We start from the raw sequence: 18014 nt of genomic DNA, 5'->3' as shown, positions 1-18014 counted from the left end.
CGCCGATGCGTTCGCCCCGATCAACGGCTCGCGTTCGACCTTTCGCACGGCTGCGGCAAAGTCGGAACACAGGGTTCTCCCAGCGAACCGGGACAGGATCGTCATATGTCTGGCACCCGAAGCGAACGTGTCCGCGGCACACGTGCCTCAAGCGAACGTGTCTCCGGCGACCGCGTTCGCGTGCTGATCGTCGACGACGAACCCGCACTCACCGAGCTGCTGTCCGTGGCCGTCACCGAGGCGGGCTGGCGGCCCTACCCGGTCGCCGACGGGCACAGCGCGCTGCGCGCCGCCCGCGGCTGCGCCCCGCACGCGGTCGTCCTCGACGGGATGCTGCCCGACCTCGACGGACTCCAGGTACTGCGCAGGCTGCGCTACGAGAATCCGAGACTGCCCGTTCTCATGCTGACCGCGCGCGACGCGTTGGAGCACCGCATCGACGGCCTGTCCTCGGGCGCCGACGACTACGTGACCAAGCCCTTCTCCCTGGAGGAGGTCGTCCTGCGGCTGCGCGGACTGCTGCGCAGGGCCGGAGCCGAGCCGATCCGGACCGACGGCTCCGTCCTGGTGCTCGGCGATCTCGTTCTGACCGAGGAGACCCGCGAAGTGCGCCGCGACGGCACATTGGTCCAGCTCACCGCCAAGGAGTTCGACCTGCTCGGCCTGCTGCTGAGCCACCCGCGACAGGTGCTGAGCAAGGCCCAGATCCTCGACCACGTGTGGAGCAGTTCCTTCGACGGCGGCGGCAACCTCGTCGAGGTCTACATCTCCAGTCTGCGCCGGAAGATCGACAAAGGGCGGGCGCCGATGATCCACACCGTGCGTGGGGTGGGGTACGCGATCCGGCCGGTGGAGGACGGGAGATGAGCCTCCGCACCACCCCGCGCGCCGGTTCCGCGCGCCCGCGTTCCCCGCGGGGCCGGTCCCTGCGCACCCGCCTCCTCCTCTTCATCGGCGCCATCCTCGTCGCCGTCTGCGCCGCGATGGCCCTCACCACCGTCTTCGCCCAACGCTCCTACCTGCTCGGCAACTTGGACCAGCGCGTCACCGACGCCGCCGAGCGCAGCCAGGGCGGGCTCCAGCGACGCAGCGGCGACGACACGGACCTGGGGTTCCTCAACGAGCGGGGACAGGCCGTCGGCACGCTCGCCGCCCGGTTCGGCGAGGACGGGCACATCCTCGCCGCCGAGGTCGTCACCCACGACGGCGGGCAGCAGACCCTCAGCGCCACCCAGCGCGCCGCCCTCGACGGCATCACCACCGACGGCTCCCTGCACACCCGCACCGTCCCGGGCCTCGGCAGCTACCGCGTGACCGCCCTCGGCGGCGACGGCGTCCCCGTGCTCACCGGGCTCCCCATGGGCGACGTACAGGACATGATCGGCCGTCTGGTCGCGGTCGAGGGCGTGGTGGCCGCCGTCGGCCTCACCGCGGCGGGTTGCGTCTGCGCGGTCGTCATACGGCGTCAGCTGCGCCCCCTCGGACGGGTCGCCGCCACCGCCGTCGAGGTCTCCCGCTCCCCGCTGGGGCACGGCGAGGTCACCGCCCTGACCCGCGTCCCCGAACGCGACACCGACCCCGGCAGCGAGGCCGGCCAGGTCGGCGCCGCCCTCAACCGCATGATCGACCACGTGGAGTCCTCGCTCGCCGAACGCCAGCGTGGCGAGGAGGAGATGCGCCGCAGCGAGGAACGCATGCGCCGCTTCCTCGCCGACGCCAGCCATGAACTCCGTACGCCTCTCGCCTCCATCGCCGGATACGCGGAACTGATGAACCGCGGCACCGAGAGGATCGAACCGACCCTCGCCTGGCGCCGGGTCTCCGCCGAGTCGGCCCGGATGACCGGCCTGGTCGAGGACCTGCTGCTGCTCGCCCGGCTGGACGAGGGCCGGCCACTTCACGCGGCCGAGGTGGACCTCGCGGCACTGGTCGCCGAGGCGGTGTGGGACGCGCGGGCCGCCGGGGACACCCACAACTGGCAGCTGGCGCTGCTGCTGGACTCCCCGGCTCTGGTCGTCGGCGACGAGGCACGGCTGCACCAGGTGGTGGCCAACCTGTTGGCCAACGCCCGTGTGCACACACCCGTGGGCACGACCGTGGTCGCCTCGGTGGAGGCCACGGAAGCGGCGTGCGTGATCCGTGTCCGCGACGACGGCCCCGGTATCCCCCAGCACGTGCTCCCGTCGGTCTTCGAACGCTTCACACGGGGGGATGTCTCGCGCGCCCGCGGCGGCCCCACGGAGGGCGGCTCCGGCCTCGGACTCGCCATCGTCGAGGCGGTCACCGTCGCCCACGGCGGTCGCATCCGCGTGGAGAGCGCCCCGGGCCGTACGGAGTTCACGCTCGAGCTGCCCCCGGCCGAAGGCGCCAGGACCCCGGACCCGGCGTCCACCCCGGCGCCCTCTCCGGCCCCCGCGTCGGCCTGACCCGCAGCGCCCTCTTCCTGGCGTCCTGTGGACCCGCCATGAAAGTCAACGGAATTGTTGACACTTTCTTCGGCGGCGACATACGTTCGCAGGCGTCAGATCGAGGTGCGCGCCAAGCGCGGGCGACGCGACAGCGGCCCGCCCCGGTGCCCGGAAGGGAGCGGTTCGTTGTCCTCGAGCCCGACCTTCCGCCGCCGCGCTGGCCGGACCTTCACCCGCCGCACTTCAGGTTTGCCTCAGGTTGCTCGCCCAGAGTCGTACGCGCCCGGCCGTCCACCTCGGACGTGCCCGCGACGAAGGGATCCAGCGACGATGACCGAGCTCGACACCGGGGAGCACGCGGCGACAGAGCCGCGGTCGCGGACGCGTCCGCAGTCCGGGACGGAGTCCCCCGCCCGCGCGAACCGGCGCAACTTCATGCGCAAGGTCTTCTTCGCGAGCGGCGCCACGGCCGTCGCCACCATGGGCGGCGCCGGCGCCTGGACCGCGCTCGCCGACGACACCGCCACCCCCACCGCCGACGCCTCCGCCACCCCCACCGCCGCACCGAGCGGCGCGCCCAGCGGCGGCCCCGGTGGCGGTGCGGGCGGCCCCGGCAACCAGACCATCACGGAGGACTTCTTCGGCCTCACGACCGACGGCAGGCGGATCGACGACCTCTACACGATCCACTCCACCGAAGTCGACACCGCTCCCGTGATCACCGCGGCGAACGCCTTCCTCGCCGGGCTCACCGACACCCAGAAGGCCGCGACGCAGTTCACCGTCCGCTCCACCGAGTGGCGCCTGTGGAGCAACATCGACTCGTACACGCGTCAGGGCGTCACTCTCGCCGACATGTCGGACGCCCAGAAAGCGCTGGGGACCGGCCTGTTGAAGTCGGCGCTCAGCGCGGACGGCCTGGAGACCACCGAGAGGATCCGCAGGATCAACCAGGCGGCCGGCGAGGCGATCGGCAACACCAACTCCTTCAACGAGGACGCGTACCACTGGACCCTGATGGGCACCCCGTCGGCCACCGAGCCCTGGGGCTTCCAGTTCGACGGCCACCACCTGGTCGTCAACTACTTCGTGCTGGGCGACCAGGTCGTCATGAGCCCCTGCTTCTGGGGCTCCGAGCCGACCTCGATGGAGATCGACGGCGAGACCGTGACGGTCTGTCACGAGGAGGTCGTGGCGAGCCTCGCGTTCGTCAACTCCCTCACTCCGGCGCAGCAGGCGGTCGCCATCGAGTCCTCGACCAAGTCGAACGAGTCGATGAAGGCGGGCGCCTTCTCCGACAACGCCGTGCAGACGTACACCGGTCTGCGCGCCGACGTCCTGAACGGCGCGCAGAGGAAGAAGCTTCTCGGCATCGTGGGGGCCTTCGTCGGCCGTGGGAAGGCCGATGTCGCGAAGGTGCGGATGGCCGAGGTCCGCAGGCACCTCGACGACACGTATGTGACCTGGGCGGGCGGCACGGCCGACGACTCCGCCTTCTACGTCCGGGTGCACAGCCCGGTCGTCTGGGTCGAGGTCGACTGCCAGGCCCCGGGCCCGCTCGCGGGCGCGTACGGGGCCACGCAGGGCAGCGGCGCGACCCAGAAGCACGTCCACTCCATCATCCGCACGCCCAACGGCAACGACTACGGGAGGGAGCTTCTTCGACAGCACTATCTGACGTCACCCCACCATCGGTGACGTGACCGACTCGGGTGGTTTCTCAGTCATAGGAATATCCGTACCTGAGTGGTTTCTCCGTCATGGCGAGGGCCGCACCCGTTGTCAGGGGGTGCGGCCCTCGTGCGTGAAGCGCTTACACGTGAAGCGTTTACAGAGGTGGTTGTGCGCGCTAACTTCCGAACGAGGTGGGAGCGCTCCCATGTGGCGGACCGGAACCCGCCGGGAGTCGCTCCCGCCTCACCTCACATTCCCGCGACATCGAGCGAAGGGTCTCTTCGTCATGCGCGATGCTGTCATGAACGTGACAAGATCCCGATTATCGCGACCTGCCCGCCGCCGTTCCCTCCTCCTCGTCCTCCTCGCACCTGGTGAGCATGGTGGCGGTGAAGACGCCGCACCGGTACTTGGCGGCGAAAACCAAGTGGACATGCAGGTTGTAGACGACGTGGCGGCCGGTGTGCATGTCGGGGTTTGGCCTATGGCACGGCGATATGGGACAAATGATATTGTGATGGCGTGACCACGGAACGTGCATGGGGGAAGCGGCAGTTCGCGCATCGCGCCCGGCTTGCACTGACCCTTGCGCAGGTCCGGGCCATCGACGACCAGGCGCACGCGGCCCGCACCATGTGGAACCTGCTGCACGACTGGTGGACGATGCTGCCGAAGGACAAGCGTTCCCTGGCCGCCGCCGATGCCGCGATCCGCCAGGCCCGCAAGGATCTCGACTGGCTCGCCGTCCTTCCCGCTCAGGCCGCTCAGGCAGTACTCAAGACGTACTTCCAGGCGTGGAGGAACTACTGGGACGGACGCGCCGAAGCACCCAACTTCAAGTCTCGCATCCGCTCTGTCATGAGTGTGGACATCCCGCAGGGCCGGGACTTGAGCGTCATCCGCGTGCACCGTCGCTGGGGCGTGGTCAACATCCCCAAGGTGGGCCGGGTCCGCTTCCGCTGGACCAGGGACCTGCCGGTGGGCAAACGGGCTGACAAGGACAACCGAATCACCGGCGCACGGCTGGTGAAGGATGCGCTGGGCTGGCACATTGCCTTCCGCGTCCAGACCTTCGAAGCCGCGCCCGAGGCCCATCAGGGGCCCCGGGTCGGCATCGACGCCGGGGTGAACCTGCCCCTGGCCCTCTCCGACGGCAACCACTTCGACCACGGCCGGCCCGCCCGCCTCCCGGACAAAACCGCCGACCGCGACAAGTGGCTGAACACCAAGGAGAAGGCCAAACTCCTGCGCCTGGAAAAGCGGGCGGCGCACCGCAGGAGTTTCCGCAAACCGGGCGAGCGCAGCTCCAACCGTCTGCGCAGCACCTACGACCAGATCAAGCAGCTCCGGGCAATAGCCACGCGCCGAGCCGTTGACTGGCAACACAAGACCACCACCGCCATCGCCAACCAGTACGGCACCGTGGTGGTTGAACAGCTCACTATCACGAACATGGTCAAGTCCGCCCGGGGCACCGTCGAGGAGCCGGGGAAGAACGTCGCGCAAAAGGCCGGCCTGAACCGCTCCATCAGCCAGGAGGCATGGGGCAGGACAGTCACGATGCTCACCTACAAGCTGGCCCGGCGCGGCGGCACCCTGCACAAGGTCCCCGCCCCCGGCACCTCCCTGCGCTGCTCGGCGTGCGGCTTCACCACGCCCGGCAGCCGGGAGGATCAGGCCACGTTCATGTGCAAGAACCCCGACTGCGGGTTCCGGGCAAACGCGGACTGGAACGCAGCCCGCAACGTCTTGCATCTGTATCGGATCGGCCACGTGGCGATCCCGGCTGCCGGGAGGGCAGCCGTCAGGCGCGCTCGTCGCGTCAAGCCCGCCACCGCAAGGTAGGTGGGACTCTCCCGGCTTCAGCCAGGAGACCACTTCAAATGGTCTGGCAGCGCTCGGCCCACTCGGCCCGGCTCGGGACAGGACAAGGAGGGAGACCTTCTACTCCTGTTCGGACGTCGTCTTCGACGGCGGCAACGGCGAAGTGACGGGCATTCACGACCCCGGCAACCCCGCCGAGCCCCCGCCCGGCGTCTGCTCCGCCACCCGTCGTACGACCAACAGCTGGAGTGGCGGCTACCAGTCCGAGGTGACCGTCACCAACACCGGAGACGTGCCGATGCTCGGCTGGATGGTCGACTGGACCCTGCCGGCAGGGCAGTCGGTCGTCAGCCTCTGGAACGGCAACGCGACCTACAGCGGCCAGGACGTGATGGTGCACAACGCCGACTGGAACGGCGCGTTGGATCCCGGGAAGAGCGCGACCTTCGGGTACGTCGTCTCGGGATCCGGCGGTGATCCCGCCACCGCGCTTCCCTGTCAGGTCGGCTGACCGGCTCTGGGCGGACCGGGTGGGTGGGGTGGAACTCACCCGGTCCGCGAGCCCGGGTTCAGGGGGTGTTGCCCGGGATGGTGCGTGGCTTGTGACAACCGAGGCGTGCGACAACGTTGTCGATTGGTGTGCGCATGACTTTACCGCCTCAACCGACAACGATGTCAAGGGAGTTGGGGGCCGTTGAGGCGTCACTGAGGGGGTTGTTGCGCCATAGGGGTATGCGCCGAGCGTGTCTGGGGGGCCGTATGCGGTCTTCCGTGGTACCCGTGGCGCACGTTACTGTCCCTGCGGCTTGTGCGACCTGTGGTGCGCGACCCGTCCGAAGGAGGAGGGGCCGCGTCATGCGTTTCCGTCCGTCATCCGTCCTGCTCGCCGTCGTCCTGGCGGCCGCCGGGATCACCCCCGCCGTCACCCCCGCGGTGGCCGCCACCGCCGCACCACCGGATCTCGTCCGGGACCCCACCACCTACGTCGACCCGCTCATCGGCACCAAGAACGGCGGCAACGTCTTCCCGGGCGCCGTCGTGCCCTTCGGCATGCTCTCCTGGAGCCCGGAGAACACCCGCGGCGACGCCACCCGCACGGCCGCGCCCGGCGGTTACCAGTACGACGCCACCCGTATCAGGGGCTTCAGCCTCACCCACATGTCCGGCACGGGCTGCGCGGGCGGCAGCGGCGACATCCCCTTCTTCCCGTACGCCGGTGAGGTCACGTCCTCCCCGGCGAGCGACACCAAGGACGCGGTGTACGCGGCCGACTTCGCGCACTCCGACGAGAAGGCCGAACCGGGCCACTACAAGGTCGGTCTCTCCTCGGGTGTCACCGCCGACCTCGCCGCGACCGCGCGCACCGGCTCGGGCCGCTTCACCTTCCCCGCCGACAAGCCCGCCTCGCTGCTGATCCGCAGCGCGGGCTCCGAGGTCGGGTCGACCGATTCGACCGTGAAGATCGACCCGGCGACCCGTACGGTCTCCGGGTCCGTCACCTCCGGTAACTTCTGCGGCTACCTCGACCCGGAGGGTCAACGCGCCTACTACACCCTCTACTTCACCGCCCGCTTCGACCGCGACTTCAAGTCGACCGGCACCTGGCAGGACGAGAAGCTGAGCCCGGGGTCCACGGAGGCGAGCGGCGGCACCGGCGGCTTCGCGAACGGCGGTCGTCCCGCCGCGGGCAAGGGCGCCGGCGGCTATGTGGAGTTCGAACCCGGCGCCGACCCCGTGAACGTCAAGGTCGGCGTCTCGTACGTCAGCCAGGCGGGCGCCGCCGCCAACCTCGCGGCCGAGAACCCGCCGTCCCGCTCCTTCGCCTCGGTCCAGGACGCCGCCCACCGGGCCTGGCGCGACCAGCTCGGCGCGATCAGGGTCGGCGGCGGCAGCGACAGCGACCGCACCACCTTCTACTCCGCGCTCTACCACGCCCTCCTGCACCCGAACGTCATCAGTGACGCCGACCGCAGATACCGGGGCCCCGACGACAAGGTCCATGTCGTCGGCCGCGGCCACCGGGCCCAGTACGGCACCTTCTCCGGCTGGGACGTCTACCGTTCCCAGGTCCAGCTGCTGACCCTGCTCAGCCCGGACACCGGATCCGACATCGCTCAGTCGCTGCTCGAACTCGCCCGGCAGAACAGCGGCGTCTGGGACCGCTGGCTGCACGGGGCGAGCGGCACCCACGTCATGAACGGCGACCCGTCCCCGACCGCGCTCGCCGGCATCCGGGCCTTCGGCGGCACCGACTTCGACCTGCGCGGCGCGCTGGACTCACTGGTCAAGGCGGCGACCGTGCCCACCGAGGGCGACCTCTCCTCCTCGGGCAAGCCGGTCCTGTCCGTCGGACAGCGGCCCTCGCTCGACAAGTACCTCGAGCAGCACTACATGCCGTCCGTGTCCAACGCCTGGGGCGGTGCCGCCGAGACCCTCGAGATGTCCGGCGCGGACTTCGCGCTCTCCCAACTCGCCACGGCGGCGGGGAAGAAGCAGACGGCCGCCGACTTCGCCCGGCGCTCCCAGTGGTGGCAGAACAACTTCAACATCGCGGCCGACCCGAGCGGCGGCTACATCGCGAACCGCAAGGCGGACGGCAGCTGGGTCACCGGCTTCACCCCGGCGACCGGCAACGGATTCGTGGAGGGTACGGCCGCCCAGTACACCTGGATGGTGCAGCACAACCCGGCCGGGCTCTTCGCCGCGATGGGCGGCCGGGACAAGGCGCTCGACCGTCTCGACACCTTCTTCCACAACTCCGACGGCAGCTGGGCCTTCACGGGCAGCGGCGGCGACAAGTCCGAGCTGGACAACGAGCCGTCGATCAACGTGCCCTACCTGTACGCCTACGCGGGCGCGCCCTACAAGACGCAGGAGACCGTCCGCGCCGCGATGACGGGGTTGTGGTCGACCCAGCCGGGTGGCATCCCCGGGAACGACGACCTCGGGGAGATGTCGTCCTGGTTCGTCTTCTCGGCGCTCGGCATGTATCCGCAGGTCCCCTCCCGCGCCGAACTCGTCCTCGCCTCACCGTTGTTCACCCGGGTGGAGATCAACCGGCCAGGCGGCAACGACATCGAGATCCGCGCGAACGGCGCCGCCGCCGACGCCCCGTACGTGCAGTCGCTGAAGGTCAACGGCCGTACCAGCGACCGCCCGTGGCTTCCCGCCTCCTTCGTCCGCGACGGCGGCACGCTCGACTACACCCTCTCCGGTACCCCGAACCGCACCTGGGGCAGTGACCCGGCGGACGCCCCGCCGTCCTTCCGGGAGGGTGAGCAGCCGTATCAGATCGGGGTCGGCCCGACCGCGGCGACGCTCGCCCCCGGCGGCAGCACGAAGCTCGACATCCGGGCTCTCGCGCTGAGCGGTGGCACGGGTCCCGAGGTCCGCTTCAAGGTGGACGCCCCGGCCGGAGTGACCGCGACCCCCGCCGAGGGCACCGTGACCGACGGCTCCCAGGAGATCACCCTGTCCGCCGGTGACACCGCCCGGCAGGGCTTCTACGACGTCAAGGTCACCGTGACGTCCGGCGCCACCTCGTACGAGCAGCCGGTGGCCCTGACCGTCGCGGCGCCCGGCTCCCTCCTGGCCGCCTACAACAACACCGGCGTCTCCGACGACACCGGCGACCACGACGAGGCCGACTACGACGGGGGCGGCTGGAGCTACTCCCGTCAGGCCCTCGCCGCCGCCGGCCTGGCTCCCGGCACCCAGGGCACCGTGGACGGCCTCACGTACACCTGGCCCGACTCACCCACCGGCCGCCCCGACAACGCCTCGGCGACCACCCAGGCGATCGAACTGGCCCATCCGGCAGCCGAGTTGTCCTTCATCGGCAGTGCCGTCAACGGTAATCAGCAGACCCGCGCGACCGTCACGTACACCGACGGCAGCACGGACTCCGTCGATCTCTCCTTCACCGACTGGACCGTCGGCGGCGGAGGCGGCACCGTCCAGTACGGCAACGAGGTCGTCGCCGAGGCCGCGTACCGGAATGTCGCGGGCGCCGACAAGGACCCGGTGGCCACGTACGTCTTCGCGACGAAGCCCTTCCAGGCCCCGTCCGGCAAGACCGTCAAGAGCGTCAAGCTGCCGGACAACGCCGACCTGCACGTGTTCACCCTCGCGGTGAACTGAGACAACGGCCACACAGCAGGGCGGGCGCGGAGAGTGACCTCCGCGCCCGCCCCGTCCATGTGAGGGCGTCAGCCCAGCAGTTCCACCTCCGCGAGGGTCGCCTCGCTGTCGAGGACCAGGCGGTAGTGCGTGTACGAGCCCGGATGCGCGACCGAGAACACCCGGGTCTGCTTGTCCCAGGTGAAGGACTCCCCGGAGCGCTTGTCGAGGTCGGTCCACGTGGTGCCGTCGGAGGAGCCCTGCAGGACCCAGCCGCCCGGCGCCTTGGTGTGGTCCGAGGACGAGGTCAGGGTGTACTGAACTCCCTTGGCCGCGGCGGACGTCGGCAGGTCGACCGAGGTGACCGTGGCGTCCGTCGCCGAGGTGTTGTCGAAGAGCGCGCCGTCACCCTTGAGGACGTCCGCGCGGGGCGTGGGCACCTTGTCGTCCTGGGTGATCGACACGGGCGCCGCGTTCTTGCCCGTACCCCACGACGACGGCTTGGAGCCCATGTCGAACTCCAGCACGCCGCCACGAGAGAGGAGCGAGTGGGGGAGCGAAGTCGACGTCCAGCGCTGGCCGTTGAACTTCACGCCCTGCACGTACACGTTCTTCGCGCTGTTCTTCGGGGCCTTGACGACCAGGTCCTTGCCGTTCTCCAGGTGCACGGTCGCCTTGGTGAACAGCGGCGAGCCGATGGCGTATTCGCCGCTGCCCATCACCAGCGGGTAGAAGCCGAGCGAGGAGAAGAGGTACCAGGCGGACTGCTCGCCGTTGTCCTCGTCGCCGTGGTAGCCCTGCCCGATCTCGCTGCCGGTGTAGAGGCGGGAGAGGACCTCGCGGACGTTCTTCTGCGTCTTCCAGGGCTGGCCCGCCGCGTCGTACATGTAGTTCACGTGGTGGGCGACCTGGTTGGAGTGCCCGTACATGCCCATCCGAACGTCACGGGCCTCGGTCATCTCATGGATGACCCCGCCGTAGGAGCCCACGAAGTCCGGCGAGGCCGTCTCGGGAGTGGCGAAGTACGCGTCGAGCTTCTGGGCCAGCCCGCTCTGGCCGCCGTACAGGTTGGCCAGGCCCCGCGAGTCCTGCGGCGCGGTGAAGGCGTACCCCCAGCCGTTCGTCTCGGTGTAGTCGTAGCCCCACACGCGCGGGTCGTACTTGGAGGAGTCGAGCCGCCAGTTGCCTTGCGCGTCGCGGCCCTGGAAGAACCCGGCCTTGGAGTCGAAGAGGTTCACATAGTCCTGGGCCCGGTTGAGGAAGTACGCGGACTCCTCCTTGTAGCGCTTCTTGCCGGTCTTCTTGTAGAGCGCCTGGCCCATCTCGGCGATGCCGTAGTCGTTGACGTATCCCTCCATCGCCCACGACAGGCCCTCACCGGTGGCGGTGCTGGTGTAGCCGAGGAAGGGGGAGGTCGACATGCCCTTGCGGCCCACGCCGGAGGCCGGCGGGACGACGGTCGCGTTCTTGAGGGCAGCGTCGTAGGCCGCCTCCGCGTCGAAGTCCACGCCCTTGACGTACGCGTCGGCGAACGCCACGTCCGAGGAGGTGCCGGTCATCAGGTCCGCGTAGCCGGGGGAGGACCAGCGCGAGGTCCAGCCGCCGTCCTTGTACTGCTGCACGAACCCGTCGACCATCTCACCCGCCTGAGAGGGCGTCAGGAAGGAGTACGCCGGCCAGGTCGTCCGATAGGTGTCCCAGAAGCCGTTGTTGACGTACACCTTGCCGTCGACGATCTTCGCCCCCGTGTGCGTGGGGGTGTCAGGACCGGGCATCGCGGAGAACGGCGAGGCGTACTGGTACTTCGAACCGACCTTCTCGAATCCGGAGTTGGGGTACAGGTACAGCCGGTACATGCTGGAGTACAGCGTGGTCAGCTGGTCCGGTGTCGCGCCCTCGACCTCGACCTTGCCGAACAGCTTGTCCCACGTCTTGCGCGCCCGCTCCTTGACCGTGCCGAACGACGTGCCGTCGGGGATCTCCTGGCGCAGGTTGTCCTTGGCCTGGTCGACGCTGATGAGGGAGGTCGCCAGGCGCAGGGTGACCGTGTGGTCGGCGCCGGGCTTGAACTTCAGGTACCCCTTGACGCCGGACGAGCCGCCGTCCGTCACCGGCGCGTCGAACACCCCGTACACGAAGAGCCGGGTCGCACCCGTCGACAGCCCGGACTTGACGTCCGAGTACCCGGTGACGATCCCGTTGTCCTTGTCCAGCGTGAGCCCCGCCTGCTCGGTCACGTTGTCGAAGAGCACGCTCGCGTCCTCACCCGGATAGGTGAAGCGCAGGGCCGCCGCGTGGTCGGTGGGCGCCATCTCCGCCTTGAGACCGTTCTCGAAGGTCACCCCGTAGTAGTACGGGCGCGCGGTCTCGTTCTCGTGCCGGAAGGCGAGCTCGCGGGCGTTGCGGTCGGTGTCGGGGGTACCGGAGGCGGCCGAGGGCATCACCTGGAAGGTCTGCCGGTCACCCATCCAGGGGCTCGGCTCGTGGCTCGCGCTGAACGCCTGGATCGTCGGCAGATTGTCCGCGTTGTTCGCGCGCGCGTAGTCGTACAGCCAGCTCAGCGAGCCCGCGTTGGTCACCGGCGTCCAGAAGTTGAAGCCGTGGGGGAGGGCCGTCGCCGGGAAGTTGTTGCCGCGCGAGAAGCCGCCGCTGGAGTTGGTGCCGCGGGTCGTCAGCGCGTAGTCGGCCAGATGCGCCTTGGGCTTCTCGGGCGCCATGGTCTTCAGCGCCACGTCGTCCAGCCAGCCGCGGAACTTCGCCGGGCCCTTGGGGGAGTCGTAGGCGAGGAGTATCCGGTCGACGGTCTTGCCGGCCGCGACCGAACCGATCCGCGCGGCGACGTTGTTCCACTGGTTGACGTAGAGCACCTTGGCCGCGCCCTGGCCCTGCGGGGTCAGCGCGAACCCGTGCTGGTCGACCGCGTTCAGGTCACTCAGATAGGTGCCGTCCGTGAACGCCAGGTCCACCGACACGTTCGTGGCGTCGTAGTCCCGGTCGCCGTCCGCCATCGAGGGGAAGATCCGGTACGACAACTCGGTGTCGCGCCCGACGCCCACGTTCACGTCGAAGACCTTGTTGTACGAGTACGCCCGGCCGTCCCCCTTGTGCGTACCGGCGTAGCGCAGGGCCCGCTTGCCCGTGAAGCCCGCGCCCGCCTTCGCGGTGGGGGAGCCGCTCGGGCCCCGGTCCACCAGCGAGAGCATGTCCTTGGGGGTCGGGTCGTCGCTCTGGCCCGTCGAGAACTGCGCGTCGGCGAGCTGGAGGATGTCACCGCCGTTGTTCTTGGTGACGTCGAGCCGGAAGTGCTGGTACTCGACGGGGCTCGCGATGTCGTACGACTTCGTCTGGAACCGCTCGCCGAAGGACTCGCCGGAGCGGGTGTCCAGGGTCTTCCAGTCCTTGCCGTCCGTGGAGCCCTGGAGGGTCCAGTCCTGGGGGTCGCGCTCGTCATGGTCGTTGGCCGACGTCAGCGCGTACGTGACCACCTTGACCGGGGCGTCGAAGTCGAACTCCGCCCAGCCGGTGGGCTCGAAGGTCAGCCACTTGGTGCTCGACTCGCCGTCGACGAGGTTCTCCTTCACCTCCCCCGCGCCGGTGTTCTCGCCGCTCGCGCGGACGTCCGTGACGTGGTCGGTGACATTGCCGGGGATGCCGGTGCTGTAACCACCGTCGACACCGGACGAGCGCTTTGCCCCGTCTGCTCCCGTGTCGACGGCATTGATCCAGGTGGGCGCCGGATCACCCGATTCGAACGAGGAGGCGAACTCGCGGTCGGCGGACGCCGCTTGGGCCGGAAGGGCAATCGCGGTGCCCTGTGAGGCCACGACCAGAGAAAGCGCTACCACCCCCATTATCGTTGAGGAACTCCAACTGAACAGAGCCGAAGAACTCCGTCTGTACCGAGCTCTGTGCTGCATGCGCGAGCACCCTCCCATTTCTTCGGCTCGCTCACCTCCGGGGTGCTGCGGCCGGTGTCGGGAGGGCGACCGCGCTCAACCCTTCGGGCCTCCGCGCGCTCGCAACTCCTGACACGGGCGCGCCCCTGAGGCTCACTCACCTAGCCCTGGACAACGTTGTCAGATTTGCTGCGCAAGGACCAGTAGGGAGTCAAGTTGTCAGTGGTGTCAAGGGTGTTGGATGTGGCGTCCGGGATGAATATCGTGCGACGAGCTGCGCATTACTCCCATGGTGGGAGATTGGCACCCTGTTGATCTTCCCCCTGGGAAGTCGCGGACGTCCCATATTTCCGTGAGGTCTCAACTCGGAAAAGACCCGCGGGTAAACCCGCTTTCGATCTTGCTCCGCTGACGGGAAATGGACTATACCTGTCGGCGTCCGCCCAGCCGTTCGACGGCCGCGGACAGGCACGTCCCGGGGGAAATCGGACGTCGGCGGCCAGTGTGACGGGCAGGGATCGCCGCGTTGACCAACTGAATCCCTCACGCACGACCCCAGCTTGACCTAACCGCGGTGCCGGGGAGGATCCGGTTCACCGCCTGAGTCCTGGAGAAGGCGAGGACTTGAGCATGGGATCCACTTCCGCCGAGCACAGCAACACCGAGGGTGTCGGACGCCGTGACCTGATCAAGCGGTCCGCGGCGCTCGGCCTGATTTCCGTACCGACGATGAGCTTCTTGTCCGCTTGTGCGAGCAGCGACAGCGGTTCGGGCGACAAGGCCAAGGCCGGCAAGAAGACCACGAAGAACCCGCTGGGCGTCAACGAGACGGCCCCGCTCTCCGTCGTCATCTTCGACGGCGGATTCGGTACGAAGTACGCGACCGACGCCAACGCCCAGTACAAGGCGGCGTACCCCAAGGTCAAGGTCAACTTCCATGCGACCCAGAAGATCCAGTCCGAACTGCAGCCCAAGTTCAACGGCGGCACCCCGCCGGACCTGATCGACAACTCGGGCGCCCAGCAGATGGACATGGGCGTGCTCGTCGGCAAGAAGCAGCTCACCGACCTGACCCCGCTCCTCGACGCGCCGTCCATCGACGACCCGTCGAAGAAGGTCCGCGACACGCTGCGCCCCGGCATCGTCGAGATGGGCCAGTTCGACGGCGACCCGGTGTGGATCATGTACTACGCGTACACGGTCTACGGTGTGTGGTACTCACAGACCGCCCTCGACAAGCTTGACGCGACGTACCCCGAGGACTGGGACGCGATGCTCGCGCTGTGCGAGAAGGCGAAGAAGAAGGGCATCGCCGGCTGGACGTACGCGGGCAAGTACCCGTACTACCTGCCGTTCTCGCTCTACCCCTTCATCGCCAAGATCGGTGGCCGCGAGGTTCTCGACAAGATCGACAACCTGGAGCCCAACGCCTGGAAGGACCCGGCCGTCAAGTCCGCCTTCGAGGCGTACTACGAGCTCTACAAGAAGGGCTACATCCTCAAGGGCACGCCGGGCATCGACCACATCCAGTCGCAGACCGCCTGGGCCAAGGGCAAGGCGCTCTTCATCCCGAACGGTTCCTGGGTGGAGAACGAGTCCGCGAACGTCATCCCGAAGGACTTCAACCTGGCCGTCAGCGGCCCGACCGGCCTGGACAGCTCCGACAAGATGCCGTTCGGCACCATCTGGGCCTCCGGCGGCGAGCCGTTCATCGTGCCGGCCAAGGCGAGCAACGCCGAGGGCGGCATGGAGCAGCTGCGCATCATGCTCAGCGAGGCCTCCTCGAAGAACTTCACCAGCCAGGTGAAGTCGCTGACCGCCTTCAACGGAGGCACCGACGGGATCACCCTGACCCCGGGCCTCAAGTCCGGTGTCGCGGCCCTGGAGAAGGCCGGGACCAACGTGGTCAACCCGCGGCTGCAGGACTGGTACGTGAAGCTGCAGAAGGAGCAGATCGGTGTCGCCGGTCTCGGCGAGATGATGGCAGGGCGGCTGACCCCGGCCGAGGCCATCAAGAAGATCCAGGGCTACGCGGACGCGGCGGCCAAGGACCAGTCCATCAAGCACTACAAGCACCAGTAGCGGCGCGTGTCCACGCGTCGCCGGCGGCGGCATCCGCGAAACGATCGGGGTCGGTAACCATGCAACACGGCAAGTACCGGTTCATTGTGGGGTTCTTGGTGGCCCCCTTGGCGTTGTACGCGATCTTCGTGATCTGGCCCTTCGTCCAGGCCATCTACTACTCGTTCACGGACTGGACCGGTCTGAGCCCCGACTTCAAGATGGTCGGTTTCGCCAACTACAGCAGAATGCTGGACGACGACATCTTCTGGAAGTCGTTGCAACACAGTCTGCTGTTCGCGTTGCTGCTGCCGCTGGTGACGCTGGGCCTCGCGCTGTTCTTCGCGTTCATGCTCAATGTCGGTGGGCGGCGCCGGAAAGGCGCCGCCATCACCGGAGTGCGCGGTTCGGGTTTCTACAAAATCGCCTACTTCTTCCCGCAGGTGCTGTCGATCGCGATCGTCTCCCTGCTTTTCCAATTCGCCTACAACCCCAACGACGGCGTCATCAACGGGACGTTGAAGGCCATCGGCCTCGGCAGTGTCCAGCCGGACTGGCTGGGCGACCCGAACCTCGCCCTGTGGTGTGTGATGGCGGTGCTGCTGTGGAGCACGGTGGGGTTCTTCGTCGTGCTTTTCTCGGCGGGCATGGCGTCGATTCCGAAGGACTTCTACGAGGCCGCGCTGCTCGACGGCGCGAGCCGCGCCACCACCTTCTTCAAGATCACCCTTCCGCTGCTCTGGGACACCGTGCAGTCGGGCTGGGTGTACATGGGGATCCTGGCGCTCGGCGCCGAGGCGTTCGCCGCCGTGCAGATCATGACCGTGGGTCCCGGCGGCCCCGACTACTCGACCACGGTCCTTCCGCTGTACGTGTACCAATCGGCGTTCCGTGACGCGAACGCCGCCTACGCCACCACGATCGGTGTCGCGCTCCTCGTCGTCACGCTGCTGTTCGCGGCGATCGTGATGCGGCTGGGCCGGCGCGAGCGGCTGGAGTTCTAGATGAAGACCACTGACACCCCGCCGCCCCTGGAGCCGGTCGAGGACCGTCCTCGGCAGGTGACGAAGGAGAAGGCGCCGCCGGAGAAGGCGAAGAGCAGTGAGGGCGGCGTTCTCAACGCCTTCTCGCACGGCATTCTCATCATCTGGGCGATCATGGTCGTGCTGCCCCTGTTGTGGGCGGTGATGACGTCCTTCAAGGACGACGACTCCATTTTCAGCTCGCCCTGGTCGCTGCCGGACAAACTGCACTTCGACAACTGGTCGCGCGCCTGGTCGCAGGCGCATATGAGCGACTACTTCGGCAATACGCTCATCGTGGTGGGCTTCTCGCTGGCCGGTACGCTCGTGCTCGGCTCGATGGCGGCGTACGTCCTCGCCCGATTCGAGTTTCCGGGCAACCGCTTCATCTACTTCCTCTTCGTCGGAGGAATGAGTTTCCCGATCATGCTGGCCCTGGTGCCGTTGTTCTACGTCCTGAACAACATGCGTCTGCTGAACACGCTGCCGGGTCTGATCCTCGTCTACATCGCGTACTCGCTGCCGTTCACGGTCTTCTTCCTGACCTCGTTCTTCAGGACACTGCCGACCTCGATCGCCGAGGCGGCGTTCGTCGACGGCGCCTCGCACACCCGGACGTTCTTCCAGATCATGCTGCCGATGGCCAAACCGGGCCTGATCAGCGTCGGGATCTTCAATTTCCTGGGCCAGTGGAACCAGTACATGCTCCCGACGGTGCTGAACACCGACCCCGACAAGAAGGTCCTTTCCCAGGGCCTTGTCGAGCTGGCGACCAGCCAGGGCTACAAGGGCGACTGGTCGGGCCTCTTCGCGGGCCTGGTGATGGCCATGCTCCCCGTGCTGGCCGCGTACATCATCTTCCAGCGACAGGTGGTCCAGGGGCTGACAGCGGGGGCTCTCAAGTAGGCCGAGTGAGGTGACGGCCCAATCCGCCGGACACCGGGAACTCCCCGGAATACGCAATCCTGAGTACGTGATCCCCTCCGAATACCCGGAGGGGATCACGCGTA

9 protein-coding genes and 2 pseudogenes are annotated in these 18014 nt (G+C 68.2%); 9 read left to right on the top strand and 2 right to left on the bottom strand.

Translation table 11 applies throughout. The features are described 5' to 3' along the window. The first annotated feature begins 180 nt into the window (after positions 1-180). The 3 genes from OG568_RS14410 (at position 181) to OG568_RS14400 (ending at position 4106) form a co-directional block, all read left to right on the top strand. Positions 181-867 carry a response regulator transcription factor gene (locus OG568_RS14410; RefSeq protein ID WP_329531829.1) on the top strand — a complete coding sequence of 229 codons (687 nt, stop codon included), beginning with the start codon at positions 181-183 and terminating at the stop codon, positions 865-867. Further along, on the top strand, positions 864-2426 hold the full coding sequence (locus tag OG568_RS14405) for a sensor histidine kinase (RefSeq protein ID WP_329531828.1): 1563 nt from the start codon (positions 864-866) through the stop codon (positions 2424-2426). Before OG568_RS14410 ends, OG568_RS14405 begins: the two co-directional genes overlap by 4 nt. A 312-nt stretch (positions 2427-2738) precedes the next feature. Then, positions 2739-4106, top strand: coding sequence for a DUF3500 domain-containing protein (locus OG568_RS14400; RefSeq protein WP_329531827.1), 1368 nt, complete (start codon positions 2739-2741; stop codon positions 4104-4106). Positions 4107-4443: 337 nt separating this feature from the next. Here the strand turns inward: OG568_RS14400 and OG568_RS14395 are convergent. Next, positions 4444-4581: pseudogene (locus OG568_RS14395) on the bottom strand (IS200/IS605 family transposase); the annotation flags it as partial. A gap of 23 nt (positions 4582-4604) precedes the next feature. On the opposite strand from OG568_RS14395, the gene OG568_RS14390 reads away from it, so the two are divergent. The 3 genes and pseudogenes from OG568_RS14390 to OG568_RS14380 all read left to right on the top strand — a co-directional run bounded on the left by OG568_RS14390 (position 4605) and on the right by OG568_RS14380 (position 10046). Continuing rightward, positions 4605-5927 (top strand): RNA-guided endonuclease InsQ/TnpB family protein, encoded by a 1323-nt coding sequence (locus OG568_RS14390; RefSeq protein WP_329531826.1) that lies wholly within the window; start codon positions 4605-4607, stop codon positions 5925-5927. Between the two features lie 2 nt (positions 5928-5929). Continuing rightward, a pseudogene (locus OG568_RS14385) lies at positions 5930-6417 on the top strand (cellulose binding domain-containing protein); the annotation flags it as partial. Between the two features lie 344 nt (positions 6418-6761). After that, positions 6762-10046: a GH92 family glycosyl hydrolase gene (locus OG568_RS14380; protein ID WP_329531825.1), complete on the top strand. Its 3285-nt coding sequence runs from the start codon at positions 6762-6764 to the stop codon at positions 10044-10046. A gap of 68 nt (positions 10047-10114) precedes the next feature. Here OG568_RS14380 and OG568_RS14375 read toward each other — a convergent pair whose 3' ends face one another. Then, positions 10115-13876, bottom strand: coding sequence for a GH92 family glycosyl hydrolase (locus tag OG568_RS14375; RefSeq protein ID WP_329531824.1), 3762 nt, complete (start codon positions 13874-13876; stop codon positions 10115-10117). Positions 13877-14551: 675 nt separating this feature from the next. Between OG568_RS14375 and ngcE the strand changes: the two genes are divergently transcribed. The 3 genes from ngcE to OG568_RS14360 are packed head-to-tail and all read left to right on the top strand — an operon-like array spanning position 14552 to position 17910. Continuing rightward, positions 14552-16003, top strand: a complete 1452-nt coding sequence (gene ngcE / locus OG568_RS14370) for an N-acetylglucosamine/diacetylchitobiose ABC transporter substrate-binding protein (RefSeq protein ID WP_329531823.1) — start codon at positions 14552-14554, stop codon at positions 16001-16003. Positions 16004-16062: 59 nt separating this feature from the next. After that, positions 16063-16986, top strand: coding sequence for a carbohydrate ABC transporter permease (locus OG568_RS14365; RefSeq protein WP_266586693.1), 924 nt, complete (start codon positions 16063-16065; stop codon positions 16984-16986). Further along, positions 16987-17910 carry a carbohydrate ABC transporter permease gene (locus OG568_RS14360; protein ID WP_266429876.1) on the top strand — a complete coding sequence of 308 codons (924 nt, stop codon included), beginning with the start codon at positions 16987-16989 and terminating at the stop codon, positions 17908-17910. Positions 17911-18014 lie beyond the last annotated feature (104 nt).

Source organism: Streptomyces sp. NBC_01450, assembly GCF_036227505.1.
Taxonomy (GTDB): Bacteria; Actinomycetota; Actinomycetes; order Streptomycetales; family Streptomycetaceae; genus Streptomyces.
The sequence above is the reverse complement of the archived record's forward strand: the minus strand, read 5'-3'. Positions and strand labels throughout refer to the sequence as shown.